Below are 25,788 nucleotides of genomic sequence, written 5' to 3'. Positions count from 1 at the left end.
ATGGATCAGAAATATCCCAGGCTCCTCAGCCGCTCCATGCTCTCCTCCTTGCGGCGGTCCCGCCCGGAGCGCTCGCCGGAACCGGACTGGCCCGTACAGGGCATACAGCCCAGAGAACGGTATCCCTGGTCGTAGAGGCTGCACCAGGGCAGTTCCTCGCGCACGTGGAAGGTCCACACGTCCAGTTCGGTCCATTCCAGGATGGGTGCGGCCCGGGAATGTCCGCCGTAATCTTCAAGCCAGGGACGGCCGGCGCGGTCGGGATTCTCGTCGGCGCGCACGCCGGTCAGCAGGGCCGGAAGGCCGAGTTCGGCGACAGCCCTGTTCAATGGAATGATTTTCAGATCCCGGCAGCAGGACAGCGGATCGGCGGCCAGAGGATACCGGTTCAGATCCACATCCGGACGGACCACGTGCAGGTCGAGCCCCCACAGCCGGGCTATTCTGTCGCGAAATTCCAGTACTTCCGGGAATTTGCATCCTGTATCCAGATTTAGCGCCCGGACGGCGGCTCCGGGAAAGGCTTCGGCCAGTATCCGCCGCCACAGGACGAGCACCACCGTGGAATCCTTTCCGCCGGTCCAGCCCACGGCGGTTTCCGGACCGAAGCGGTCCAGCGCCTCTCTCATGCGCCGCAGACTCAAATCTTTTTTTTCCGCCAGAGTCATGCATTTTCTCCTGTTTACGCCACCGGGCGCAGGGATCCTTGACAGCCGCCGGACCTTTTCCTAGCCGTTTGCTCACGGCTTTTTTGCAGGGGTGGCGAGGGGCCTGAGATGATACCCGTTGAACCTGATCTGGATCATGCCAGCGAAGGGAAGTGCAAATCCGTCTTTCCCGCCGCACCCCGTGTTTTTCCGCATTACCGCATGAGGTGCCCATGTCCAGCCTGATCCGCAAAGCTTCCGCCAATCTCCGCGCCATCCGCCAGACCCGCCCTCTTGTCCACAACATCACCAATTTCGTGGTCATGAATTCCACGGCCAACGCCCTGCTGGCCTGCGGCGCGTCGCCGGTCATGGCTCACGCCGAAAACGAAGTGGAGGAAATGGCGGCCCTTGCCGGTGCGCTGGTACTCAACATCGGCACCCTGACCGATGTCTGGGTCGCGGCCATGCTCAAGGCCGGACGAGTGGCGACAAGGCTTGGCAAGCCCATCATCCTCGATCCGGTGGGCGCTGGAGCCACCGCTCTGCGCACCCGCGCGGCCAAGGAGATTCTGGCCCGGACCAGAGTGGGCGTGATCCGGGGCAATGCCTCGGAAATTCTGTCCCTGGCCGGGGAAAACTCCGCCACCAAAGGCGTGGACGCCACCCGCTCCGTGGACGACGCGGCTCAGGCGGCCATGCTGCTGGCCCGGGAACTGAACGTGACCCTGGCCGTGACCGGCGTGACAGATCTGGTCACCGACGGCCGCCGGGTGGCGCGCATCGACGGCGGACATGCCCTGATGCCTCTGGTCACGGGCATGGGCTGCACGGCTTCCGCCCTGACGGGCGCGTTTCACGCAGTCGATCCCGATCCGTTTTCGGCGGCAGCCTCTGCCCTGGCCTTTCTCGGCGTCGCCGGGGAAATGGCCGGACAGAACGCGGATGGCCCCGGAACATTCCAGGTCCGGCTGCTGGACGCCCTCCACGCCCTGTCGCCGGAGGAATTCGAGCTTCGCTGCCGTATCCACGAAGACGAAAACTGAACGAAATCCAGCTCCGGAATGTTTGTCCTCGAAACTGGCTGAAATTTCTCGAACACGGGGCAGGCCGGACCTAGCAAAAGCACTACACGCCCATCATCCCACCCACAGGAGCAGCCATGACCCAGAAGATCTACCATAGAGTATTGACCATCGCCGGGTCCGATTCCGGCGGCGGAGCCGGAATTCAGGCCGACCTCAAGACCATTGCCGCCAACGGCTGCTACGGCCTTTCCGTCATCACGGCCCTGACCGCCCAGAACACTCTGGGCGTATCCGGCATCCACCCCGTGCCTCTGGATTTCGTGACCGCTCAAATGGACGCGGTACTGTCCGACATCGGTGCGGATGCGGTCAAAATCGGCATGCTCTTTTCTCCGGAACTCATCCGCACGGTGGCTCAGGGCCTTGTCAGGCACGGTGTGCGGACCATTGTGCTGGATCCGGTCATGATCGCCCAGAGCGGCGACCGCCTGCTTCAGGACGAAGCCATTGACGCCCTGAAAACCGAACTCATTCCTCTGGCCACCATCATCACACCCAACACTCCCGAAGCTTCAGCCCTGCTGGGGCGGGAAATCACTACGGCCGAGGCCGTGAGCGAGGCCGCCCGGGAACTGATGACCCTCGGTTGCGCCAATGTGCTGATCAAGGGCGGACACCTGGAATCCGGCGACAGCGATGACTGCCTGTACCTGGGCGCGGAGGATCGCGCCGTGATCCTCAGCGGGAAACGCATCCCCACCCGCAACAACCACGGCACAGGATGCACCTTGTCTTCGGCCATCGCCTCGGGTCTGGCCAAGGGCCAAACCGTGGAAACGGCCGTGCGTCAGGCCAAGGACTACATCACCCAAGCCATTGAAGGCGGCGCGGAATATACACTCGGCCAGGGGCATGGGCCGGTGCACCATTTTTTCCGCTTCTTCTGAGGAAACCCGCCGGTGAGAAATACGCCGCAGCTTCCGCGTCCCGCCCGCCGCCTGGTCCGCAGCGGGCGGCATTCCAAACCGCTTCCGGCGGCCTGGCGAAGGGCATGAACGCCCCGGCCATCGTCCTTTCCCGCGTCGGCATCGCATACGCGGACCGGGTACTGTTCGAGGATTTGTCTCTGCATCTTCCCGCCGGCCGCACCACCTGCATCCTCGGCCCCAGCGGATGCGGCAAGTCAACACTGCTCAAGCTTCTGGCCGGAGAGCCGGGCCTTTCCTTCTCCGGCGAGGTGCGCCTTGAGCCCGGCGGAGAGGGATTGATGGCCTGGATGGGACAGAAGGATCTGCTGCTGCCCTGGTTTTCCCTGCTGGATAATGTGCTGCTGGGAGCGCGCCTGCGTCGGGAAATCACGCCCCGGAAACGGGAGAAGGCCCACAGCCTGATTCGCGCGGCAGGCCTTGCGGGCAGCGAACATCTTCTGCCGGCCAGTCTGTCGGGCGGCATGCGCCAGCGGGCGGCCCTGCTGCGCACGCTCATGGAAGAACGGCCGGTCATTCTCATGGATGAACCCTTTTCCGCCCTGGACGCCCTGACCCGCCTGCGCCTGCAGAATCTGGCCGCGAACATGACCGCGGGAGCCACGGTGGTGCTGGTCACCCACGACCCTCTTGAGGCTCTGCGCCTGGGGCACCGGCTCGTCGTGCTCGGCGGAACCCCCACCCGTGCCGTGAGTGAAATGGACCTTCCGGGCCTGCCTCCCCGTGCTCCGGACCATCCGGAAACCATGCGGTTGTATGCGGAGCTGCTCGAACAGCTCATGGGCGGAGAAACTGCATGAACTTCCATCGCCCGCTTGTTCTGTGCGCGGGGCTCATTCTCCTCTGGCAGCTTCTGGTCAGCCTGACCGGAGTGCCGCCCTATATCCTTCCCGGTCCCCTGCCCGTGGCCCAGGCCGCCGTGACCCATCACCAGATGCTTTTCTCCCATCTGGGTGTAACCGTAAGCGAAATCCTGCTGGGGCTGCTTCTGGGCGCGACGCTCGGCATGAGCGCGGCACTGGTCATGATCCTCTCGCCTCTGCTCAAACGCTGGCTCCTGCCCGTGCTGGTGATCAGCCAGGCCGTTCCGGTTTTCGCCATGGCCCCCATTCTGGTGCTCTGGCTGGGTTACGGCATGGCCTCCAAGGTGGCCATGGCCGTGCTCATTATTTTTTTCCCCGTGGCCTCGTCTTTCTACTCGGGCATGCGCCGCACCGAATCCGACCTGCTCGAACTGGCCCGCATCATGAATGCCAAGCCGAGTGCCGTTCTGACCGCCGTCGTCATTCCCTCGTCCTTGCCCGCCTTGGCTTCAGGCCTGCGCGTGGCCACGGCCGTGGCGCCCATCGGGGCAGTGGTGGGGGAGTGGGTCGGCTCCAGCGCCGGACTGGGCTTCGCCATGCTCCACGCCAACGCCCGCATGCAGATCGACATCATGTTCGCGGCTCTGACCATGCTGGCCGCGGCCTCTCTGGCTCTCTACTTTCTGATGGATGCGCTTCTGCGGCGTCTGGTCTTCTGGCAGGAAGAACGCGAAATCCTGTGACGCAGTGCGGGGCAGCCCCGAAGCCTTTGACGCCCCAGGGAACGGCATCTATGGATGAAGCGGCCGGCAATCTCAGCCAGGAGACACCATGTTCAGCGTCATCGTCGATATTTTTGTCAGGGAAGATTGCGTGGAGCAGTTCCGGGAAGTGGCCGTGGAGCAGGCCGAAAACTCGCGCAGGCTGGAGCCGGGGTGTCTGTGTTTCGAGGTGCTGCAAAACCCCGGGGATCGGACGCACTTCATTTTGTACGAAAGCTATGCCGATGCCCGCACATTTTACGACGAGCACCGGCATACGGCCCACTTCGCGGACTACGCGGCCCGCACGGAGCCCTGGGTGAAAGAAAAAATCATTCGCCCTCTGGACCGCCTGTGGCCGCAATGGGTGCAAACGCCCGGTGAAGTCATTTGAGCAGCGCCACCACCGCGAAGCCGAGAATGCCCAGTGCCAGCAACGCGGAAACGGCCAGTTCGAAGTGCTTTTCCAGAAACGGTCTGATCCGCGCGCCGCAGAGCCGGATGAGCCCTGCCACAAGGAAAAAGCGCCCTCCCCGGCCCAGCACCGAGGCCAGAACAAAAGGCGCAAGGTCAAAACGCATCAGACCGGAAGCGATGGTGAAGACCTTATAAGGAATGGGGGTCAGGGCCGCGGCGAGGACGCCCCAGAATCCGTATTCCTGATACCAGATCCGGACCGACTCCACCACCTGCTCACCCTGATAGAAATGCACCAACGGCTGCCCCACGGTGTCCCACAGGCCCCAGCCGATGGCATAACCGAGCAGGCCTCCGGCCACGGACGCGACCGTACACCACAGCGCCAGACGAAGCCATCTGTCCGGAGTGGAAAAACACAGCGCGATGAGCAGCACATCGGGCGGCACCGGAAAAAAGGAACTTTCAGCAAAAGAGAGCACCGCCAGGGCGGGCAGAGCGTACGGTGTGGCGGCCCAGTGCAGAGTCCAGTCGTAGAGTCTGCGCAAAGGGTTGCGCGAGATGTTGCCAGTGGCTGTCTGAGGGGAATGTTCTGTCATGGCGCGGGCAATTCAGCATAAAAAAAGGCGGACCTCAACCGGAAACTTGTGCCGGTTCCCGCCCACAGACAGACGTGGCTCCGAGTGAATCCAAGTAAAAGATATGATCCAACGGGGCACTGAAGCACAACATGGCTGCACGAAGACACGAAGAGAGCGCGATGTTTGACGTCATCGTCATCGGCGGGGGACCGGCCGGTCTCATGGCCGCCGCCACAGCTGCCGGACGCGGAGCTTCCACCCTGCTTCTGGAGCGCATGGACCGTCCCGGACGGAAGCTGCGCATCTGCGGCAAAGGCCGGGGCAATATCGGCAACACCGCGCCCATGGATGACTTCCTGAATCATTTCGGTAAGGGATTCCGCTTCCTGCGCCCGGCCTTCAGCCATTTTTTCACCGAAGACAGCGTGGAATTTTTTGCACGCCTGGGCGTGCCCACCAAAGTGGAACGCGGCGGCCGCATTTTTCCCGAAAACGACAACGCCCAAGACTTGGTAGACGCTCTGGTCCGCAACGTGAAGAATCAGGGCGCGGCTATCCAGACAGGCCGACGCATCCGGAAAATCCAGTTCACGGACACAGGCTTTGAACTTTTCTCGGACCAGACCCACCGGGGCCGCCATGTCGTACTGGCCACGGGGGGCGCGTCCTATCCCGCCACCGGCTCCACCGGAGACGGCTACGCACTGGGCACCTCCCTGGGACACAGCATTGTTTCCCCCAGACCGGCCCTTGTCCCTCTGGTCACGGAAGGCGACACAGCGACCCGCCTGCAAGGCCTCTCGCTTAAGAACGTCCGCGCCGAACTGCGTGTGGACGGCAAAAAAACAGGCTCGGAAATGGGCGAAATGCTCTTCACCCACTTCGGCCTGTCCGGTCCCATCATTCTCACCTTGAGCAAAGCCGCCGTACAGGCCCTGGAAGCCAGGAAAAAAACCGAAATCCTGATCGATCTGAAGCCCGCTCTCGATCCGGCCAAGCTTGATACCCGGCTGTTGCGGGATCTGGATGACCACGGCAAAATGTTCGTGGAAAACCTGCTTCGCGGCCTGCTACCCCCAAAACTCATTCCCGTCTGCCTGGACCAGACCGGTCTGTCCGGAACCAAAGCCGCTCATCAGGTTTCCGCAGCGGAACGCAAGATCCTCAGGAACTGGCTGAAGGAACTGCGCTTCACAATCACTGCCTGCCGTCCCTTGCGGGAGGCCATCGTCACGGCGGGAGGTGTGCCGCTGTGCGAGGTGAACCCTAAAACCATGCAATCGCGCGTGCAGCCTGGGCTGTTTCTGGCTGGAGAAGTGCTGGATATGGACGCGGATACCGGAGGCTTCAATCTCCAGGCGGCTTTGTCGTCAGGCTATCTGGCCGGTTTAAACGCCGCCAGTCTCTGAACATCCCGGCGCAGATTTGAAATCAATTGGCAGCAACCGACATCAAAGGAGGCAATCATGGCCGATAGTCCCATACTCGAATCCGGCACACAGGCTCCCGGCTTCTGTCTGCCCAATGCGGAAGGAACCGAGGTCCGGCTTGATGATTTACGTGGACAGTGGGTGGTTTTATACTTCTACCCCAAAGACAATACTCCGGGATGCACACTGGAAGCCAAGGAATTCAGCAAACTCCAGGGCCAGTTTACATCTCTCAGCGCGGTGATTTTGGGTGTAAGCCCTGATTCCGTGAAAACCCACCGAAATTTTATGACCAAGCATAATCTTGGTGTGGGACTTTTAAGTGATGCCGGGCACGAGACGCTGGAAGCCTTTGGGGCGTGGCGGCTGAAGAAGAACTACGGACGGGAGTATATGGGTGTGGTCCGGTCCACCGTGCTGATCGATCCTGAAGGTATTGTCCGCCATGTCTGGCCCGAAGTGAAGGCGGCCGGCCATGCAGCCGTTGTGCTGGAGAGACTTACGGAGCTGGCCAAGAGATAGTAATACGCAAAACAGCTGAGGAGAAGCATATGGGAGGGCGTCTTCACTTATGCAGAGGAAGGCCTGTGGAGACAGTAGCTATCTGGAGGTATCTCGAACAAGCAGAGCTGTGGGATAGTGCCTACTATCTACATAGCGAAGTGGAGAGACAGGGGTGAGATCTCTTCGTGGCAGAGCAGAGCTCACACGTATTCAGACAGGGAGAGATTGAAATAAGAAAGCAGACAACCGCAGACAGACTGATCCACCGACGGCAAGTTGAAAACAGTATCTTCGTCTCAGTATAGTTATGGAGCTATGAGGGAGATATAGAGAAAGGGGTTTCGAAATAAAAAAAGGTCCTGGCGACGACCTACTTTCCCACCAGTGAGCTGGCAGTATCATTGGCGCTGGAGGTCTTAACTTCCGAGTTCGGAATGGGTATCGGGTGTGTCCCCTCCGCCTTGGTCACCAGGACGAGATATGTAGAGAAACAGGTGAAGGAAGAGAGTTAAGACTCACGATCTATTAGTACCGGTCAGCTGAATACATTACTGCACTTACACTTCCGGCCTATCTACCAGGTAGTCTTCCTGGGATCTTGAGTGTCTTTCGACAAGGGAGAACTTATCTTGTGGCTGGTTTCCCGCTTAGATGCTTTCAGCGGTTATCCATTCCGATCATAGCTACCCTGCTGTGCCGCTGGCGCGACAACAGGTCCACCAGGGGATCGTCCATTCCGGTCCTCTCGTACTAGGAACAGGCCCACTCAATTCTCCTACGCCCACAGAAGATAGGGACCAAACTGTCTCACGACGTTTTAAACCCAGCTCGCGTACCACTTTAAACGGCGAACAGCCGTACCCTTGGGACCTGCTCCAGCCCCAGGATGTGATGAGCCGACATCGAGGTGCCAAACCGCATCGTCGATGTGAACTCTTGGATGCGATCAGCCTGTTATCCCCGGCGTACCTTTTATCCGATGAGCGATGGCCCTTCCATTCGGGACCACCGGATCACTAACACCTACTTTCGTACCTGCTCGACATGTCTGTCTCGCAGTCAAGCTCCCTTATGCGTTTGCACTCGACGGCTGGTTTCCGATCAGCCTGAGGGAACCTTTGCGCGCCTCCGTTACTCTTTGGGAGGCGACCGCCCCAGTCAAACTACCCACCAGACACTGTCTCCAAGCCGGATTACGGCGTTGGATTAGAATCCTAAACCAACAAGGGTGGTATTTCAAGGATGACTCCGCGGATACTGGCGTACCCGTTTCACAGTCTCCCACCTATCCTACACATGATGGTTCAAGATCCAATGTCAAGCTATAGTAAAGGTGCACAGGGTCTTTCCGTCTTTCTGCGGGGAGACGGCATCTTCACCGCCAATTCAATTTCACTGAGCCTCTGGTTGAGACAGTGCGGAGATCGTTACGCCATTCGTGCAGGTCGGAACTTACCCGACAAGGAATTTCGCTACCTTAGGACCGTTATAGTTACGGCCGCCGTTTACTGGGGCTTCAATTCAATGCTTCGCTTGCGCTGACATCTCCTCTTAACCTTCCAGCACCGGGCAGGCGTCAGACCCTATACGTTGTCTTACGACTTAGCAGAGTCCTATGTTTTTAGTAAACAGTCGCCACCGCCATTTCTCTGCGGCCACCTCCAGCTCACACAGTGAATACGATCACCGGAGGTGGCACCCCTTCTCCCGAAGTTACGGGGTAATTTTGCCGAGTTCCTTAACCAGAGTTCTCTCAAACGCCTTGGGTTACTCACCCCACCCACCTGTGTCGGTTTGCGGTACGGTCTGCTTATGTTCTCACTTAGAGGCTTTTCTCGGCAGTGGAGGCTCAGTCACTTATGTCTGACGACACGGCATCGTTTCTCGGGATAGAGCGACATGGATTTGCCTGTGTCGCATCCCTACCAACTTGCACCGGGATATCCAACGCCCGGATGACCTACCTTCCTGCGTCCCCCCATCGTTCGAACGAACATATGCAGGTACGGGAATATTAACCCGTTTCCCATCAGCTACGCTTTTCAGCCTCGCCTTAGGGGCCGACTCACCCTGGGAAGATTAACTTTACCCAGGAAACCTTGGGTTTACGGCGAACAGGTTTTTCACCTGTTTTTTCGTTACTCATGCCAGCATATTCACTTCCCATCAGTCCAGCGGACTTTCCAATCCACCTTCATCCCACATGGGAACGCTCTCCTACCAACCGTATCAGAGATACGATTCCGAAGCTTCGGCACCATACTTGAGCCCCGTTACATTTTCGGCGCAAAGTCGCTAGACCAGTGAGCTATTACGCTTTCTTTAAAGGGTGGCTGCTTCTAAGCCAACCTCCTGGCTGTCTGAGCGACTTCACCTCCTTTCCCACTTAGTATGGATTTGGGGGCCTTAGCTGTCGGTCTGGGCTCTTTCCCTCTTGACCACGAACCTTATCACCCGCGGTCTGACTCCCGGGATCTCGACTTACGGCATTCGGAGTTTGAAAGGGTTTGGTAAGCGGGTAAGCCCCCTAGCCCTGTCAGTGCTCTACCTCCGCAAGTAAACTCCCGAGGCTATACCTCAATATATTTCGGAGAGAACCAGCTATCACCGAGTTTGATTGGCCTTTCACCCCTATCCACAAGTCATCCGAGTAATTTTCAACTTACAACGGTTCGGTCCTCCACTTGGCTTTACCCAAGCTTCAACCTGCTCATGGATAGATCACCCGGCTTCGGGTCTAATCCGCACTACTAGTCGCCCATTTAAGACTCGCTTTCGCTACGGCTCCGTCTCATCGACTTAACCTTGCACTACAGATTAACTCGCTGGCCCATTATGCAAAAGGCACGCGGTCACCCCTTAAAGGGGCTCCCACTGCTTGTAGGCATACGGTTTCAGGTTCTATTGCACTCCCCTAACAGGGGTTCTTTTCACCTTTCCCTCACGGTACTGGTACACTATCGGTCGTCAGGGAGTATTTAGCCTTGGAAGATGGTCCTCCCGGATTCAGACGGGATTTCACGTGTCCCGCCCTACTCAGGTACTCCGCTCGCCGGGTTCGATTTCGCATACGAGGCTGTCACTCGCTATGGCCGGACTTTCCAGACCGTTCTGCTATCTACTTGCGGATCGATTATCGGAGCCCTACAACCCCGCCGGGTCGAAACCAGGCGGTTTAGGCTAATCCGTGTTCGCTCGCCGCTACTGACGGAATCTCTGTTGATTTCTTTTCCTTCGGGTACTGAGATGTTTCACTTCCCCGAGTTCGCCTCTGCCCGCCTATGTATTCAGCGGGGAGATAACTGGACATGACTCCAGTTGGGTTGCCCCATTCGGAAATCCCCGGGTCAAAGCCTGCTTGACGGCTCACCGAGGCTTATCGCAGCCTTCCACGTCCTTCATCGCCTTCTGACGCCAAGGCATCCACCGTATGCCCTTAACATCTTAACTCTCTTCGCTTCACCTATTCATCTGTCAATGAGCTGCAAGCTCTCAGGCTTGGACGCTGTAGTGTATGGACACTCCAGCGTTGAAGGCTGAAAACTGGTGGAGGTGAACAGGATCGAACTGATGACCTCCTGCGTGCAAGGCAGGCGCTCTCCCAGCTGAGCTACACCCCCACTCTTTTCTGGTGGGCCTGGGAAGACTTGAACTTCCGACCTCACGCTTATCAGGCGTGCGCTCTAACCACCTGAGCTACAAGCCCACACGGCAAGGTTCCTTGCAAATAAACAGCGAGTTGGGTTTTTTCGATAAGGAGGTGATCCAGCCGCAGGTTCCCCTACGGCTACCTTGTTACGACTTCACCCCAATTACCAGCCCTACCGTAGACGCCTGCATCCCTTGCGGGTTAGCCTGGCGGCTTCGGGTAGAACCGACTTTCGTGGTGTGACGGGCGGTGTGTACAAGGCCCGGGAACGTATTCACCCCGGCATGCTGATCCGGGATTACTAGCGATTCCAACTTCATGCAGTCGAGTTGCAGACTGCAATCCGGACTATGATGGTTTTTTTGGGATTGGCTGGACCTCGCGGTTTCGCTGCCCTTTGTGCCCACCATTGTAGTACGTGTGTAGCCCTGGGCGTAAGGGCCATGATGACTTGACGTCGTCCCCACCTTCCTCCCGGTTAACCCGGGCAGTCTCCACAGAGTGCCCAGCTTTACCTGCTGGCAACTGAGGATAGGGGTTGCGCTCGTTGCGGGACTTAACCCAACACCTCACGGCACGAGCTGACGACAGCCATGCAGCACCTGTCTCTGGATTCCCCGAAGGGCACTTCCGCATCTCTGCGGAATTCCCAGGATGTCAAGCCCAGGTAAGGTTCTTCGCGTTGCATCGAATTAAACCACATACTCCACCGCTTGTGCGGGCCCCCGTCAATTTCTTTGAGTTTCAGCCTTGCGACCGTACTCCCCAGGCGGGATACTTAACGCGTTAACTGCGGCACCGAGGATCAAGTCCCCGACACCTAGTATCCATCGTTTACGGTGTGGACTACCAGGGTATCTAATCCTGTTTGCTCCCCACACTTTCGCACCTCAGCGTCAATACCTGTCCAGGCGGCCGCCTTCGCCACCGGTGTTCCTCCTGATATCTACGGATTTCACTCCTACACCAGGAATTCCGCCGCCCTCTCCAGGATTCGAGCCCCGCAGTTTCAAGTGCAGTTCCACGGTTGAGCCGTGGGATTTCACACCTGACTTACAAGGCCGCCTACGTGCGCTTTACGCCCAGTAATTCCGAATAACGCTTGCACCCTCCGTATTACCGCGGCTGCTGGCACGGAGTTAGCCGGTGCTTCCTTTGAAGGTACCGTCAAGATACGGGCCTGTTGGACCCGCACCACTTCTTCCCTTCTGACAGAGGTTTACGATCCGAAAACCTTCATCCCTCACACGGCGTTGCTGCGTCAGGCTTTCGCCCATTGCGCAATATTCCCCACTGCTGCCTCCCGCAGGAGTCTGGGCCGTGTTTCAGTCCCAGTGTGGCTGATCATCCTCTCAGACCAGCTACTCATCGTCGCCTTGGTAGGCCGTTACCCTACCAACTAGCTAATGAGACGCGGGCTCATCCTCGGACGAATGCATATGCAGAGGCATCCTTTACCGACTCCTTTTACAAAGCCAGACTATCCGGTATTAGCTCCACTTTCGCGAAGTTATCCCAAATCCAAGGGCAGATTACCCACGCGTTACTCACCCGTGCGCCACTCTACTCATTCCCGAAGGAACTTTCTCGTTCGACTTGCATGTGTTAGGCACGCCGCCAGCGTTCATTCTGAGCCAGAATCAAACTCTCCAGTTACAAACTTATTCAACCAGCCCTAAGACCGGTCAATGACTTATCACATGCGGCTTACAGCCGCACTCCCAACTCGCTATTTATTTGTCAAAGAACCTCCCCGACTCGCGGGAAAACCTAACTAAATCAAACTATCAAAACCTGTCAACTAATTTCTGAAAAAAACTGAATTCAAAAACAGACCCGCTGACAAAAGCTCTCCCACTCAGCGGGGAAATGCCCTCTAAAGAACCCCAACCCAAATTGTCAATCACTTTCTTCAAAAATATATCAAAAATACCACAACTACACAAAATATAAGAGGAAAATTTCAGTCGTCATTCAGCAAATGCCCTGCGCCAGCATGGCATCGGCCACCTTGCGGAAGCCCGCAATATTGGCTCCCATCACAAGATTGCCGGGCTGCCCGTACTCGGCGGCAGTCGAGGCGGCATTTTCATATATGCCAGACATGATCTGCCTCAGTTTGGCATCCACCGTCTCAAAATCCCAGCTCTGCATGCTGGCGTTCTGAGCCATTTCCAGTTGGCTGGTAGCCACGCCCCCCGCGTTGGCCGCCTTGGCCGGGCCATAGGCGATCCCCGCCCCGAGAAACGCGTGCACCGCATCCAAAGTGGCGGGCATATTGGCGCCTTCGGCCACGCACCGGCAGCCATTGGCCAGCAGGGCTTCGGCGTCGGCCAGGTTGAGCTCGTTCTGGGTGGCGCAGGGGAAGGCGGCGTAACAGGGCACAGACCACACGGCATTGCGCCCTTTCGGATAGTCGCTCACCGGCACATGCTTGGCCGAGGGTACCAGTTCGGCGTAGCGGACCAGGGATGCACGCTCCACTTCCTTCACCTGTTTCAACACATCCAGCCTGATGCCGTCGGGATCGTGGATCATGCCGCGCGAGTCGGACACGGTGACGGGCCTAGCCCCCACCTGCAACAGCTTCTGGCAGCAATAGGTGGCTACATTGCCCGCTCCGGAAACCACGCAGGTCTTGCCCTCCAGACTTTCCTTGCGGGCTTCGAGCATACTCTGGGCGAAATAGACCGCGCCATAGCCCGTGGCTTCCGTGCGCACGAGAGACCCGCCGAAGAGCAGATTCTTGCCGGTGAGCACACCTTCGTAGCTCCGGGTCAACCGCTTGTACTGCCCGAAAAGAAAACCCACCTCGCGCCCACCCACACCGATATCGCCAGCCGGCACGTCAATGGTGGCTCCCACATAGCGGACCAGTTCCGTCATGAACGCCTGGCAGAAGCGCATGACTTCCATTTCGGACTTGCCTTTGGGATCGAAATCCGCGCCGCCCTTGCCGCCGCCAAGCGCCAGGCCCGTGAGGGAGTTCTTGAAAATCTGCTCGAAGCCCAGAAATTTGAGGATGCCGAGATTCACGCTGGGGTGCAGACGCAAGCCGCCCTTGTACGGCCCGATGGCGGAATTGTACTGTACGCGATAGGCCCGGTTGGTCTGGACTTCGCCCTTGTCGTCCACCCAGTCCACGCGGAAGGAGATGACGCGCTCGGGCTCCACGATGCGTTCGAGAATCCTGTACTGTTCGTACTTCCCGTTCCTATCCAGCACGGGTTGCAGGCTTTGCAGCACCTCCTGGACAGCCTGGAGAAACACAGGCTCATACGCATATTTTTCCTTCAAGGTGTCCATCACTCGCTGCACGTACGACATCTTGCTCTCCTTGCGTCCGGGCCGGATCATTCCGGGGATAAAGATAAAAAATTCAACGAGATGGCAGAAAACGCCGAAGCATTTGGCCCACAGGCGTCCTTGCGGGCGGAGATTTAAAGCAAAAGCCGTAATCCTTCAAATAAAAACAGCCTGGTTTCCGAATTTCCGTAAGCGTCCGAAAAAAAAAAAACGGCTTCCGCCCGGCAGTGCCCATCTACCCCGCAGCCCGCCGCAGCGCGTCGAGAAAACGCGAACGCAGCTTTTCGCTCAAAAGCGCCCGTTTGACCGGAGGCAGCTTCAGAAAACCGCCCACCAGCGCGCGCATGAATTCCTGGGTGCGGCTCTGAGGATTGTCGAAAAGAAAAGTCTGGAACGTGTCCCGCTCCAAGGATTGCAGCATGATCCGCTCGAAACTGTCCCGCGGGTGCCAGACTTTCCGGGCGCGGGGCTGAAGCGTCAACGCCCCGGCCGGACATTTCAGGGCGCAGACGCCGCAGCCCAGACAGACCGTTCCGACCCGGGCCAGCCGCCGGGATGAGACTTCCGTTTTCTCCATCCCGATGGCATCGACCGGACAGGCCTTGGCGCACAGGCCGCACCCGGTACACCGCGCCGCATCGACGCTGGCCTCGAAGCCCGACGTGACCAGCACGCCCGTGTACCCCGTCTCCCGCACTCCGCGCAGCAGATTGCAGCAGCAGGCGCAACAGTGGCAGACAAAACCCGCGTCCTCCCGCACGTTGTCCGTGGACAGCACCAGGCCAGTGTCCCGCGAACGCGCCAGAATGTCGCGCATCCGGGCCTTGTCGATGGACTTGGCAAAACCGTTGCGGATCAGAAACCGCGCCCCGGAACCCATGGATGTGCACGTCTCCATGGGCGTTGAGCATGCATATCCGAGATGATGTTTCTCGTGGCGGCAGGAGCACAGCCCCAGAGCGAAATCCGTATGCTCCTCGATGAGGCTCGACGCCTTCTCGTAATCCAGAATCTCCACATGTTCGCCCAGCGCCTCTTCGTGCGGCAAGGCCCGCATCACGGAAACCCGCTGGCCGCTGCCGAAATTGGCCTCCAGAAAATCCTTCTCCCCGAACATGTAGCTCTGGAACAGTTCGGCCCAGCGCGCCATCGGCAGATCCGGACCGGTGCGCATCATGGTGAACTCGAAAAAGCCGATCACGATGGGGCTGACCATGTACAGATATTCCCTGCCGTCCCAGATATCGACCACCAGTCCCTTGGCGCACAGATTCTCGATGCGCGGACGCAACACGGTCTCGGGTTCTTTCAGCATCCGCGCCACGCGCTCCAGAGTGGACGGCCGGTACGGCAACCGAACGACCAGCTCGGCCTCGGCCGGGGAGTAGAGTTCCTCCACCAGCTGCCGGAAGACCGGCGTCCACGGCGTGCGCGCCGGAGATTGATCCAGACGCCGCCCCAGCTTGCGATAAACGTCCTTGCCGACGATATGTCCCATTATACTGTACTCCAGTCCGTCCATTTTCACCGAGGCAAAGCCCGATGGCAAGACGCGCACGCAACCCGGACCCGCATTGACAAAGAATATGGACTGTTACACAAATTTGACCAACAAATACGCGTTGCCGCGCTCCGGAGGAAAATCATCATGCTGGAAGTCGTCGCATTGTATCTGGTTGTGGGAGCCATCGCCGGGGTACTCGCAGGGCTGCTGGGCATCGGTGGTGGGCTGGTCATCGTGCCCATGCTCGTATTCTGCATGGAGCTTCAGCACCTTCCGCAGGAACTGGTCATGCATCTGGCTCTCGGCACGTCCATGGCCAGCATCATGTTCACTTCCGTGTCCAGCTTCATGGCCCATCACCGCCGGGGAGCCGTGGAATGGAGCGTGGTCAGACGCATCGTGCTGGGTATCATCGCCGGGACCTACCTGGGCACCCACATAGCCGCCGGCATGAGCACCGGCGCGCTGAAAGTCTTCTTCGTCATCTTCCTCTACTATGTCTGCTACCAGATGCTGTCCGGGAAAAAGCCCAAGCCGTCCCGCCATCTGCCCGGCAACGCGGGCATGTTCGGAGCGGGCGGCGTGATCGGCGTCGTCTCCAGTCTGGTCGGCATCGGCGGCGGCACCCTGTCCGTGCCGTTCATGGTCTGGCACAACATTCCCATCCACAAGGCCATCGGCACTTCCGCAGCCATCGGTTTTCCCATCGCCGTGGCCGGAACCATAGGATATGTGGTCAACGGCTGGAACGAGCCCAATCTGCCGCCATACAGTCTGGGCTTCGTGTCCCTGACCGCCCTGGTCTGCATCGCGGTCATGAGTGTCCTGACCGCTCCCCTGGGCGTACGGCTGGCCCACAGCCTGCCCGTGGACAAACTGAAAAAGGTCTTCGCCGTCATCTTGTTTCTGGTGGGCACCAGAATGCTCATCTCCCTGTTCTGATCCTGGGACAGACGGCTTCAGGAAAACCTCCAGCTCATAAGCCGGACCAAAACGGAAAACAGAAGCATCCATGTGCGAAACATCATCCACACCACCCGATTTCACCGACAAACTGGCCTTTCTTCTGGCCACTTTGGGACCGGTCGGCCGCATGCCCAAAGCTCCGGGAACCTGGGGTTCCCTGGCCGCGGCGGCAGCGGCGTGGTTTCTTTTCCTGCCCCTGCCCTGGGGGGAGAGACTGCTCGCGCTGGCCATTCTGCTCCCAGCGGGCGCATGGTGCGCGGAGCGGACCGAAAAAGCCCTCGGCTGCAAGGACCCGGCCTGCGTGGTCATTGATGAGCTCTGGGGGCAGTGGATCACCCTGTTTCTGATACCGGCGACAGAGCCCCTCTGGATCATCCCCGGGTTTCTGCTGTTCCGCCTTTTCGACATCACCAAGCCCTGGCCGGTCAGGGATTCGGAACGCTGGCTGCCCGGAGGCTGGGGCGTCATGATCGACGATGGCGTGGCCGCCTGCTACGCCTTGACGGCTCTGACCGTGATCCGCCTTTTTTTCTGAATGCCCGCATCCCTGCCCATCGACGCCCTTCTGCCCGGACTGACGGAATTCCTGCATGCCGGCGTCAGTTGCGTGATTGACGCGCCGCCGGGCAGCGGAAAAACCACCCGCGTACCTCTGGCCCTCATGGATGCGCCCTGGCTTGGGGGCCGTAAAATCCTCATGCTGGAGCCCCGGCGTCTGGCCGCCCGGTCTGCGGCCCGGCACATGGCCGGGCTGCTGCGGGAAAAAACAGGCGGCCGGATCGGCTACCGCACCCGCCTGGATACCCGCGTTTCCAAAGAAACACGGGTGGAAGTGGTCACCGAGGGCGTGCTGACCCGCATGCTGCTCCACGATCCGGAGCTTTCCGGATACGGGTGCGTCATTTTTGACGAATTCCACGAACGCGGCCTGCACGGCGACCTGGGCCTGACCCTGTGTCTGGACGTCCGGCCTTTGCGGCCGGACATGCGCCTGATAGTCATGTCCGCGACCCTGGACATGCCTCTTGTGCGCCGGTTGCTGGGAGATTGCCCGATGTTCTCCTGTCCGGGATATCCCTGTCCGGTAGAGACGAAGTACCTGCGTCTGCCCGGTGCGAGCCTGGAAGAACGCATGGCCAGAGCCATCCGGCATGCTCTGGAAACGGAAACCGGAGACATTCTGGCCTTTCTGCCCGGAGCCGGAGAAATCCGCCGCACGGAGGAGCTTCTCGGCGCACCCGGCCCCGGCGTAGCCGTGCATCCGCTTTTCGGCGCTCTGAGCACGGCCGGACAGGACGCGGCCATCGCTCCGGCCCCTCCGGGCACGCGCAAGGTGGTGCTGTCCACATCCATTGCCGAAACATCCCTGACCATTGAAGGCGTCCGCGTGGTGGTGGACAGCGGTCTGGCCCGGCAGCCCCGGTTCGACCCCGGCAGCGGTATGACCCGGCTCGTCACGGAGCCCGCGTCTCTCGCCTCCATCGCCCAGCGCCGGGGACGGGCCGGACGGACCCGGCCGGGAGTGTGCATGCGCGTCTGGGACAGGACCGATGAAACCAGCCGCAAACCTTATCCGCCCCCGGAAATACTGGACGCCGATCTGGCTCCGCTGGCCCTCGATCTGGCCCTGTGGGGCACACCGAACCCCGGCCAACTGCTCTGGCCCACGCCTCCGCCGCCGGGAAATTTCCGCAGCGCCGTCCGCCTGCTCCAGCGTCTCGGAGCCGTGGACGGCGCGGGCCGCGCCACGGCCCACGGCCGTGAACTGGCCCGGCTGCCCGTGCATCCGCGCCTGGGAAACATGCTGCTGGCCGCCCGTGAACACGGGCAGGCCTCCACAGCGGCCCATCTGGCCGCCCTGCTCTCCGACCCGGCCACGCGCCACGCCGACCTGCGGGACGCCCTGGCCGCTCCGCCCGCATCTCTCCGGCAGGCCGGGGATCAGCTCCTGCGCCTGCTTGATGCCCCCGCGTCCGCCATCCGGCCCGAAGCTGCGGGCAGGTTGACCGCACTGGCCTATCCGGACCGCATCGCCCGCCGCCAGGAAGACGGCTCCTACCGGCTGGCTAACGGCCGCAAGGCGGCATGGCCTGGCCCCACGCCCCAGTCCGGCTGTCCGTTTCTGGCCGTGGCCCAGGTGGACGGGCAAGCGGATTGCGCCACAATCCGTCAGGCAGCGCCGCTTTCCGCAGAGGAGCTGGAAGAACTCTACGGCCGCGAGATGGAAGAAGCGGATTCCGTGTTTTTCGACCCGGCCAGGGAGCGGGCCGTGGCCGTACGCAGACGCATGTTCTGGGATCTGTGCGTGGCCGAAGAAAGCCTGGAGGCGGATTCCACGGAGCTGACCCGCGTTCTGCTCGAACACACCCGGCTGGAGCAGCTGCCCTGGGACAGGGAAAGCCGGAATCTGCGGGACAGGGTCAACTTTCTGCGCGGTCTGGCCCCCGGCGACTGGCCGGACTTCAGCGACGGCCCATTGCAGCGGGATCTTCCGGACTGGCTCGGTCCGTTCGTTCCCGGTGCGCGGGCCAGAACCGACCTGAGCCGGGCGCCGCTCGGCGAAGCCCTGAAAAACCTGCTGGGCTGGCACCGGCTCGGCGAACTGGACCGTCTGGCTCCGGTCCGCGTCACGGTGCCTTCGGGAGCGGAACGGGCCATCGACTACAGCCCGGACTCCGGCCCCATCCTGCCCGTCAAACTTCAGGAAATGTTCGGCTGCGCCGCCCCGCCCACCCTAGCCGACGGCCGCCACGTCCTGACCCTGCATCTGCTCTCCCCGGCGGGGCGGCCCCTGCACATCACCCGCGACCTGCCCTCCTTCTGGAAAAACGGCTACCCGCTGGTACGGGCGGAAATGCGCGGCCGCTATCCAAAGCATCCCTGGCCCGAAGACCCGCTCATGGCTTTGCCCACCGCCAGAACCAAAAAAAAGTTGGCGACCTGAAATCCATTTGGATAGCCGAGGCAGGAATCCATCTGCATGCTGTAGAAAAACAAAATCCTCCAATTCACTTGCCGCACACTTCAAAATATACTTGGAGAACTATCAAAATGGCTATCGAACGGATAACAAAAATCAAAGGCTCTAGACCATCAGGTCTTTGTTCTTTGCCACCAAAAGTTTGAGGCTGGCGAGGAGTTGTGGCAGCGCTCGATTGTAGCGCCATTCACACTCCTTGAGGTGGAGCTCGAAATTCTGCTTCACACCATTAAACTTTGCCAGGCGGCGTTTTGTAAAGCTCCAGAATGCTTCGATACCGTTGATGTGGACCGATTTTTCCGCAAAATGTCTGGATTTGTTGATGCGGAAGTGTTTGTCGTACCCCACATCCACCAGTCCGTCATAGCCTTTCCAGCAGTCGGAATGGATAATACTCTCAGGCGAAACCTTGCCCCTGATGATGGCTTGAAGCGTTTTGGCCGGGCAGTCCGTGACCAGCTCTGTGTAAACGGCTCCATCGCGCTCATAGATGCCGAAGACCGGTTGTTTAAGCGAGCCCCGTCCCCTTTTTCGGGGGCCTGGCCGCCCACGAACCCGGGCGGGGCCAAAAAAACTTTCATCAACCTCAACCACACCGAGTATTTGCTCTTTTTTGGATACCTGGTGGAGATAAATCAACCGTCTGAAGGCCAGAAAGTACCTGTTCACGGTTTTTCTGTTCAACTTCAGGAGCAGAGCGGTTCTGGTAGCGTCAATGTCGATGCAAAAGCATTCAATGATTTTTCCGACTTTACATCGACTTAATCTACTGTTTTCAAACATTTTTCTAGCCTATCAGACGATAGCCTGATGGTCTAGACCCTTGGCAAAAACAGCGGGAAAAGATGGACGATTGATGATCGATGCGACCCACCTCAAAGCCCATCGTACCGCCGCAAGCTTGCTCAAAAAGGGGCTCTTTCCCGCTGCATCGGACGCACAAAGGGCGGGCTGAACTCCAAAACCATGCCCTTTTTTGCGAAGCTCACGGCAGGCCAGGTAAGCGACTACAAAGGAGCCACCCTGCTTATGGATGCCATAGATGCTTTGCCTGAGGCCAGGGAGCTGCTGGCGGACCGTGGTTATGACGCCGACTGGTTCCGTGATGCCCTGCGCGCCAAAGGCATTACGCCCTGCATCCCGCCCAGAAGGAACCGAAAGAAAGCCTGCCCGTACGATAAAGATCTGTATAAACAGCGGCACAAGATCGAGATCATGTTTGGCAGGATCAAGGACTGGCGCAGAATAGCCATGCGTTATGACCGCTGCGCGCATACTTTCTTTTCAGCTCTGTGCCTCGCCGCTTCCGTCATTTTCCATCTCAATTAATGAGGACTGAACCTAGGGAAGGCTACAAATATACCCAAGTCACATTAACTCGAAAAAAAATTAAGGACTTACGAGATAAACTCGAAAGTCCTTTTTTCTTTTGGTCATATACCTGCCCGGTTTACCCGGCCAGATACCATCAAGTTGGTGAACTTGACGATATCCGAATAAACCATTCGGATACATTCAGTTCAAATATCCGCAAGATTAATCCAGATCCTCGGCGTCAAAGCTCTGGAAGCCGAAACCATTGCTGCTGCCGGTGTACAACGTAGCCTTGAAGTAGTCGTCCACATCATTGCCTTTTGCTGTAGCAAAAAGCAGACTGTACTTTCCATCAGGGCTCTTGAATCCTCCCGTAAAACCAGGCAACATTCTAACATCTCTGGAATATGGCCGCAGTTCAATGGTATTAATCTGTTGCTTCGACCCGGAACCAACCTCATAGACGATTACAGAGAGAGGGAGAGGACCTGTATTCGAAAGAGCCAGACCAGACCAATACCCGTCTGTTCCATGTACAGCATAAGGAATGGTGATACCGTAGAAGTTATCCGCTTCCGCAAAGCTGACATTGGTCATGGAAAACAACATTACTCCAGCCAAAAGAGCCAACATCTTTTTCATCATCTTTCTCCTATGCGGTTTGTACCGCATGTTAATGGTTACAGGAAAAATCTGAAAAGTTTCGGTCGAACTCAACAAAGAAAAATACTCCCCTCTCACAGCTTTGAACCGATGAGATTTGAAGCGCCGGTCTCTCATTATGATTTTTGTATGTCTGTATTTCTCTTTTTTGTCCAGAAAAAAATTTTCAAATAATCCGCATAGTTCTTATTTTCTACTTCAGAAAGACATCGCTTTGTATTCACGGCAAAAGCTGGCAGAAAATTTTATACACAAAATAAAATAAGAGGTTACGTGCAATGCACATAACCTCTTAGATTTTCTGGAGCCAACTGAGAGAATTGAACTCTCGACCTGCTGATTACGAATCAGCTGCTCTACCATCTGAGCTAAGTTGGCACGTTGGTGAGACGCCCACTATTCAAGACCCTCTGGGCCGTCAAGCAGTTTTCAGGCTGGTCGCTGGACTGTGACAGCCCGTCAGTCGGTGTCCCAAGAGTCTGGCCGTCAGTCAGAAAACATAGTCTACGACACGGCGCTCGGCCACCACCGCCGAGATGAACGTCACGCATTTCTGGTGCTCGGGGTGAATCTGATAGGCCTGCAAATCTTCTTTGGAATCAAAAGCCGTGTACAGCACCACATCCGCTTCAGGAAAAGAAGCAAAAATATCTGTACTTACCTGCAGAGTACGCACCATGGGAACAACCGGAGGCAGAGCTTCCAGCATTTTTTTCATGGTCGCAGCGTTCTCCGCAGCACCCTTCCCCTCCGCCATCTCCTTCAGTTTCCACATGACAATATGTCCGATCATAACTCCTCCATGGTTTGCAACAAACATCTCCCAATATATTTACTTTTCATTTTCCAGGAACAGAAGCAAATCATATTCTTTTGGGAATAAGAAAATCATGATAAACATGAACACAGGGACAAAGATCATATGTATTCATGGTGTCCAAAATACTCCATTCTGTTATGGAAGCACTGATATGTACTTTACATTTTTGTTGGACAGTGACGGTATCTTTGCTTTTTGAGAGTTCTTCTTTCCCTTTCGGGAGAAGGTTCCGCGTCATTATCCTGCCAGCCAGAAAGATGAGCACAGAAAGCCCGGCAAGAATCATTCACACAAGAAGAATTGTATCCTCAGATAATTTTGCCGGATTACCGGAGTAGGAATAAAGGACCGCCCCTCCAACAATACCCGAGCCAACGATCTGGATAAACCAAAGCCTCCGAAGAGCTTTCACGCTCTGAGTCACGTCCCGTTCTTCCGCCATAGTCAACATGACTGTCTCCTTGCAATTTATTCGGAAGATGCCCCGGTCCGGATGGAACTCCAGACCCGCCGGCACAGTTCCCCGTGTCTGACCAGCGCGGCGCGTTCCTCTTCAGGGACCAGCCCGGCCACTTCCCGGCAAGCCAGAAACCGGTCGCGCACCAGGCTGGAACTGATGTCGAGCCGCGGAATGGAAAGAAAAAATATCTGCCTGCCGCCTGCCACGCGCCTGACGCCATGGCCCTCGCAACTCCATTGCCAGTACCGGTCCAGAAAGCGGTCGATAGCTTCCAGAGCCACATCCTCCCGCCGGACCACCACAATATCCGCCAGAAGCGGCAGCTCCAGGCCCCGGTGCCAGTCCGGCAGGGTCAGAAAATCTCCCCCGCCCATAATGAACACATGATTGACGCCGGGCCGCGTGCGCCGCAAATGTTCCAGCGTGGAATACGAATAAGAGGGGACCGGCAGTTCACCCTCCAGATCGGAGACCGCGACACCCTGAACGCCGTCCGCAGCCAGATGAAGCAGTTCGAGCCGCAGGGAAAAATCGAGCAGGCCGGCCGTGCCCTTGTGCGGCGGCACTTTGGCCGGAACCAGATCCACGCGGCTCAGGTCCAGAACCTCCCGGACCTCGACGGCCATGCGCACATGCCCGTTATGAACGGGATTGAAAGAACCGCCCAGAATACCCACGGAGCCGCGCAGGTCACTCACGAACCTGCCCTTCCCCGAAGACAACGAACTTCTGGCTGGTCAGTTCCTTAATGCCCATGGGCCCATAAGCGTGGATTTTGGACGTGCTGATGCCGATTTCCGCACCAAGGCCCAGCTCTCCTCCATCATTGAAGCGGGTGGAAGCATTGATGAGCACGCAGGACGCGTCCACCGTGCGCAGAAAACGCATGGCCCGCGCATGGTCGCGGGTCAGAATGGCCTCGGAATGCCCGGAGCCGTAGCGGGCGATATGGGCCTCGGCTTCGCTCTGGGACGCCACCACCTTCACGGCCAGGGTCAGAGACAGAAATTCACGGCCGAAATCGTCCTCCCCGGCGGGAGAGGCGGCATTTCCCAAAAGCGGCAGAGAAACCGGGCACGCCCGGAAGGAAACACCCAGAGCGGCCAGTTCAGAACCAAGTCCCGGCAAAAATTCCGAAGCGATGTCCTCATGCACCAGCAGGCATTCCAGCGCGTTGCATACGCCCGGCCGCTGGGTTTTGGCGTTGCGTACGATACCAAGGGCCATGTCCTGATCCGCATCGCTGTGTACATAAATGTGGCACACGCCCTGATAATGCTTGAGCACGGGCATGGTCGCGTCGCGGACCACGGCCCGGATCAGCGATTCGCCGCCGCGGGGGATGACCACGTCAATAAATTCATCCAGGGCCAGCAGATGCCGTACCGCCTCCCGGTCCGTGGTGGGCACCACCTGCGCCGCCGCCCGGGGCAGATCCGCCTTTTCCAGAGCGTTTTGCAGCAGTCCGCCCAAAATTTCGTTGGAATGCCGGGCCTCGGAGCCGCCGCGCAAGATGACGCTGTTCCCGGCCTTGAGGCAGAGGATGCCCGCATCGATGGTCACATTGGGCCGGGATTCGTAGATCATGGCGATGACGCCGAGAGGAACGCGCATGCGGCCCACCATGATGCCGCTCGGGCGCCGGGTCATGTGCTCCACTTCGCCCACCGGATCGGTCAGTCCGGCCACATGGCGGCAAGAGGCCGTCATGGCATCCACACCCTGCGGCGTTATACACAGACGATCCACCCGGGCATCGTCCAGACCGTTTTCCCTGGCGGCCGTGACATCCCTGGCATTGGCTTCCAGAATGGCGGCGCGTTCCTCGTGAAGCATGTCCGCCAGAAAAAGAAGAGCGGCGTCGCGGCTCCGGCCGGAAGAACAGGCCAGCCGCCGGGAGGCTTCCCGCGCGTTACGCGCCAGATTGTACACCTGCGTTTTCAGTTCCATATTTTCCTCTCTCGCTGAAAATCGGGATGACCAGCCATATAACAAGGAGACCCGCGCGGACAAGGCTTCGCCGCAAGGCGGCCCGGAAGTTCCCCGTGGCGGAAAACCCGCCCGCAATCGTTGCCCCCGCCCCGGCAAAACAATTTTGACCTTTTGCCGGTTTGGACATACACGGGCCGGACTTTTCAATTCAGACCAAGGAGCCTCGCCTCATGGAAAAAGAGAATCTGGATATTCTGAAGACCATCGAACAGGAAATGGACACGGATGTGCATCCGCTCCTCAAGATGATACTCGACAACATAAAGGCCATCGGCGTTGCCGTCTTCCTCATCGTGGCCGCCGTGGCCGTGTACTCCGGCATGGATGTCTATCGGGAAAAGGAACGGGCCAAGGCGGTCAGCGAGCTCGGGCTCCTGCTGGAAACGGCCGACCCGGCCGAGCGGATGCAAAAGCTGGAATCCTTCGTAGCATCAGCGCCGTCGGACATCCGTCTTGGCGCACGGCTGGAGCTGGCATCCCTGTACATGGAGCAGAACGAGTTCGAAAAAGCCGCCGCCGTGTGGAAGAATGTCGAGTCCGAAAGCAAGGACCAGTTCAGTGTCGTTGCCGCTCTGGCCGAGTCCAGGGCGCTTATGCTCAAAAATGATTATGCCAAGGCCGTGGACATACTGGTCAAGGCCCAGAAAAACGCGGGCAGCGCCATGCGGCCCATGATTTCCAGTGCGCTGGCCTTTGCCGCCGAAAAAGCCGGACAGAAGGATCTGGCCATTGCCGAATACACGGCTCTGAAAGAAGCCAACCCCGGCGGGGCCGATTTTCTGGACCACAAAATCGCCCGGATCAAATCCTGACCATTCAGGCCAAGGCGGATTGCCGCCTTGCGGGGCCGGCACTGTCCGTTCCCCGCAGAGGACAAATCGACACACAAGGCCATGCCCGACGCATGGCCCTCTCCGTCCGCATTCATCCTTCCTCTCCCACAGTGGAGCCAGTCCGTCAGGTTGCACCTATCCCGC

At 58.5% G+C, this 25,788-nt stretch carries 20 protein-coding genes, 3 tRNA genes, 3 rRNA genes, 1 pseudogene and 1 riboswitch; of the genes and pseudogenes, 12 read left to right on the top strand and 15 right to left on the bottom strand.

Annotated elements, in window-relative coordinates; genetic code table 11:
- Window positions 1-5 precede the first annotated feature (5 nt).
- Window positions 6-668, bottom strand: coding sequence for a phosphoadenosine phosphosulfate reductase family protein (locus tag AXF15_RS07035; protein WP_066605239.1), 663 nt, complete (start codon window positions 666-668; stop codon window positions 6-8).
- 77 nt (window positions 669-745) lie between these two features.
- A riboswitch (TPP riboswitch) is annotated at window positions 746-836 on the top strand.
- Window positions 837-880: 44 nt separating this feature from the next.
- Here AXF15_RS07035 and thiM point away from each other — a divergent pair.
- From thiM to AXF15_RS07010, 5 genes are all read left to right on the top strand, one after another.
- Entirely contained in the window at window positions 881-1,693 is an 813-nt protein-coding gene (gene thiM, locus AXF15_RS07030; protein ID WP_066608790.1) for a hydroxyethylthiazole kinase, read from the top strand.
- 116 nt (window positions 1,694-1,809) lie between these two features.
- A complete protein-coding gene (thiD, locus tag AXF15_RS07025) occupies window positions 1,810-2,622 on the top strand; it encodes a bifunctional hydroxymethylpyrimidine kinase/phosphomethylpyrimidine kinase (RefSeq protein WP_066605237.1) in 813 nt (270 codons plus the stop codon).
- 104 nt (window positions 2,623-2,726) lie between these two features.
- Window positions 2,727-3,461, top strand: coding sequence for an ABC transporter ATP-binding protein (locus tag AXF15_RS07020; protein ID WP_066605233.1), 735 nt, complete (start codon window positions 2,727-2,729; stop codon window positions 3,459-3,461).
- A complete protein-coding gene (locus AXF15_RS07015) occupies window positions 3,458-4,207 on the top strand; it encodes an ABC transporter permease (protein WP_066605230.1) in 750 nt (249 codons plus the stop codon). Before AXF15_RS07020 ends, AXF15_RS07015 begins: the two co-directional genes overlap by 4 nt.
- An 88-nt stretch (window positions 4,208-4,295) precedes the next feature.
- Entirely contained in the window at window positions 4,296-4,619 is a 324-nt protein-coding gene (locus AXF15_RS07010) for a putative quinol monooxygenase (RefSeq protein ID WP_066605224.1), read from the top strand.
- Here AXF15_RS07010 and AXF15_RS07005 read toward each other — a convergent pair.
- Window positions 4,612-5,241 carry a YqaA family protein gene (locus tag AXF15_RS07005; protein ID WP_066605222.1) on the bottom strand — a complete coding sequence of 210 codons (630 nt, stop codon included), beginning with the start codon at window positions 5,239-5,241 and terminating at the stop codon, window positions 4,612-4,614. The genes AXF15_RS07010 and AXF15_RS07005 overlap by 8 nt on opposite strands.
- A 161-nt stretch (window positions 5,242-5,402) precedes the next feature.
- Between AXF15_RS07005 and AXF15_RS07000 the strand changes: the two genes are divergently transcribed.
- Together AXF15_RS07000 and AXF15_RS06995 are read left to right on the top strand one after the other, a co-directional pair.
- On the top strand, window positions 5,403-6,632 hold the full coding sequence (locus tag AXF15_RS07000; protein ID WP_151192312.1) for a BaiN/RdsA family NAD(P)/FAD-dependent oxidoreductase: 1,230 nt from the start codon (window positions 5,403-5,405) through the stop codon (window positions 6,630-6,632).
- 57 nt (window positions 6,633-6,689) lie between these two features.
- Entirely contained in the window at window positions 6,690-7,175 is a 486-nt protein-coding gene (locus tag AXF15_RS06995; protein ID WP_066605219.1) for a peroxiredoxin, read from the top strand.
- Between the two features lie 339 nt (window positions 7,176-7,514).
- Here AXF15_RS06995 and rrf read toward each other — a convergent pair.
- The 7 genes from rrf to AXF15_RS06960 all read right to left on the bottom strand — a co-directional run bounded on the left by rrf (window position 7,515) and on the right by AXF15_RS06960 (window position 15,610).
- Window positions 7,515-7,630, bottom strand: a 5S ribosomal RNA gene (gene rrf / locus AXF15_RS06990).
- A 31-nt stretch (window positions 7,631-7,661) separates the two neighbouring features.
- A 23S ribosomal RNA gene (locus tag AXF15_RS06985) occupies window positions 7,662-10,607 on the bottom strand.
- Window positions 10,608-10,701: 94 nt separating this feature from the next.
- Window positions 10,702-10,777, bottom strand: a tRNA-Ala gene (locus AXF15_RS06980).
- A gap of 9 nt (window positions 10,778-10,786) precedes the next feature.
- Window positions 10,787-10,863: transfer RNA gene (locus AXF15_RS06975), tRNA-Ile, on the bottom strand.
- Window positions 10,864-10,910: 47 nt separating this feature from the next.
- Window positions 10,911-12,462: ribosomal RNA gene (locus AXF15_RS06970) — 16S ribosomal RNA — on the bottom strand.
- Together the 16S, 23S and 5S rRNA genes with 2 tRNA genes alongside form the textbook arrangement of a ribosomal RNA operon.
- Window positions 12,463-12,780: 318 nt before the next feature.
- A complete protein-coding gene (gene gdhA, locus AXF15_RS06965; RefSeq protein ID WP_066605217.1) occupies window positions 12,781-14,133 on the bottom strand; it encodes an NADP-specific glutamate dehydrogenase in 1,353 nt (450 codons plus the stop codon).
- Window positions 14,134-14,347: 214 nt separating this feature from the next.
- Window positions 14,348-15,610, bottom strand: coding sequence for an ATP-binding protein (locus AXF15_RS06960; RefSeq protein WP_066605215.1), 1,263 nt, complete (start codon window positions 15,608-15,610; stop codon window positions 14,348-14,350).
- A gap of 150 nt (window positions 15,611-15,760) precedes the next feature.
- On the opposite strand from AXF15_RS06960, the gene AXF15_RS06955 reads away from it, so the two are divergent.
- From AXF15_RS06955 to hrpB, 3 genes are all read left to right on the top strand, one after another.
- Window positions 15,761-16,558 carry a sulfite exporter TauE/SafE family protein gene (locus tag AXF15_RS06955; RefSeq protein WP_066605207.1) on the top strand — a complete coding sequence of 266 codons (798 nt, stop codon included), beginning with the start codon at window positions 15,761-15,763 and terminating at the stop codon, window positions 16,556-16,558.
- Between the two features lie 70 nt (window positions 16,559-16,628).
- On the top strand, window positions 16,629-17,117 hold the full coding sequence (locus AXF15_RS06950) for a phosphatidylglycerophosphatase A family protein (RefSeq protein ID WP_066605206.1): 489 nt from the start codon (window positions 16,629-16,631) through the stop codon (window positions 17,115-17,117).
- The gene (gene hrpB / locus AXF15_RS06945; RefSeq protein WP_066605203.1) at window positions 17,118-19,526 is read left to right on the top strand and encodes an ATP-dependent helicase HrpB; all 2,409 of its coding nucleotides are present in this window, start codon (window positions 17,118-17,120) and stop codon (window positions 19,524-19,526) included. It begins immediately after the preceding gene.
- A gap of 141 nt (window positions 19,527-19,667) precedes the next feature.
- Here the strand turns inward: hrpB and AXF15_RS06940 are convergent, their stop codons facing one another.
- The gene (locus tag AXF15_RS06940; protein WP_066605202.1) at window positions 19,668-20,345 is read right to left on the bottom strand and encodes an IS1595 family transposase; all 678 of its coding nucleotides are present in this window, start codon (window positions 20,343-20,345) and stop codon (window positions 19,668-19,670) included.
- Window positions 20,346-20,385: 40 nt separating this feature from the next.
- Between AXF15_RS06940 and AXF15_RS06935 the strand changes: the two are divergent.
- Window positions 20,386-20,891: pseudogene (locus AXF15_RS06935) on the top strand (IS5 family transposase); the annotation flags it as partial.
- A gap of 207 nt (window positions 20,892-21,098) precedes the next feature.
- Here the strand turns inward: AXF15_RS06935 and AXF15_RS06930 are convergent.
- From AXF15_RS06930 to AXF15_RS06910, 5 genes are all read right to left on the bottom strand, one after another.
- Window positions 21,099-21,521 carry a hypothetical protein gene (locus tag AXF15_RS06930; protein ID WP_151192310.1) on the bottom strand — a complete coding sequence of 141 codons (423 nt, stop codon included), beginning with the start codon at window positions 21,519-21,521 and terminating at the stop codon, window positions 21,099-21,101.
- A 320-nt stretch (window positions 21,522-21,841) separates the two neighbouring features.
- Window positions 21,842-21,917 (bottom strand) — tRNA-Thr (locus AXF15_RS06925).
- Between the two features lie 112 nt (window positions 21,918-22,029).
- Complete coding sequence (locus AXF15_RS06920) at window positions 22,030-22,332, bottom strand: Dabb family protein (protein WP_066605195.1); 303 nt, start codon at window positions 22,330-22,332, stop codon at window positions 22,030-22,032.
- 495 nt (window positions 22,333-22,827) lie between these two features.
- A complete protein-coding gene (nadD, locus tag AXF15_RS06915; protein ID WP_066605194.1) occupies window positions 22,828-23,517 on the bottom strand; it encodes a nicotinate (nicotinamide) nucleotide adenylyltransferase in 690 nt (229 codons plus the stop codon).
- Window positions 23,510-24,769: a glutamate-5-semialdehyde dehydrogenase gene (locus AXF15_RS06910; protein ID WP_066605192.1), complete on the bottom strand. Its 1,260-nt coding sequence runs from the start codon at window positions 24,767-24,769 to the stop codon at window positions 23,510-23,512. The genes nadD and AXF15_RS06910 overlap by 8 nt, the downstream gene beginning before the upstream one ends.
- A gap of 212 nt (window positions 24,770-24,981) precedes the next feature.
- Here AXF15_RS06910 and AXF15_RS06905 point away from each other — a divergent pair, with 212 nt between their 5' ends.
- Window positions 24,982-25,623 carry a YfgM family protein gene (locus AXF15_RS06905; RefSeq protein WP_066605190.1) on the top strand — a complete coding sequence of 214 codons (642 nt, stop codon included), beginning with the start codon at window positions 24,982-24,984 and terminating at the stop codon, window positions 25,621-25,623.
- Window positions 25,624-25,788 lie beyond the last annotated feature (165 nt).

The organism is Desulfomicrobium orale DSM 12838 (assembly GCF_001553625.1).
GTDB lineage: Bacteria > Desulfobacterota > Desulfovibrionia > Desulfovibrionales > Desulfomicrobiaceae > Desulfomicrobium > Desulfomicrobium orale.
This window is presented reverse-complemented; position numbering and strand designations above follow the sequence as displayed.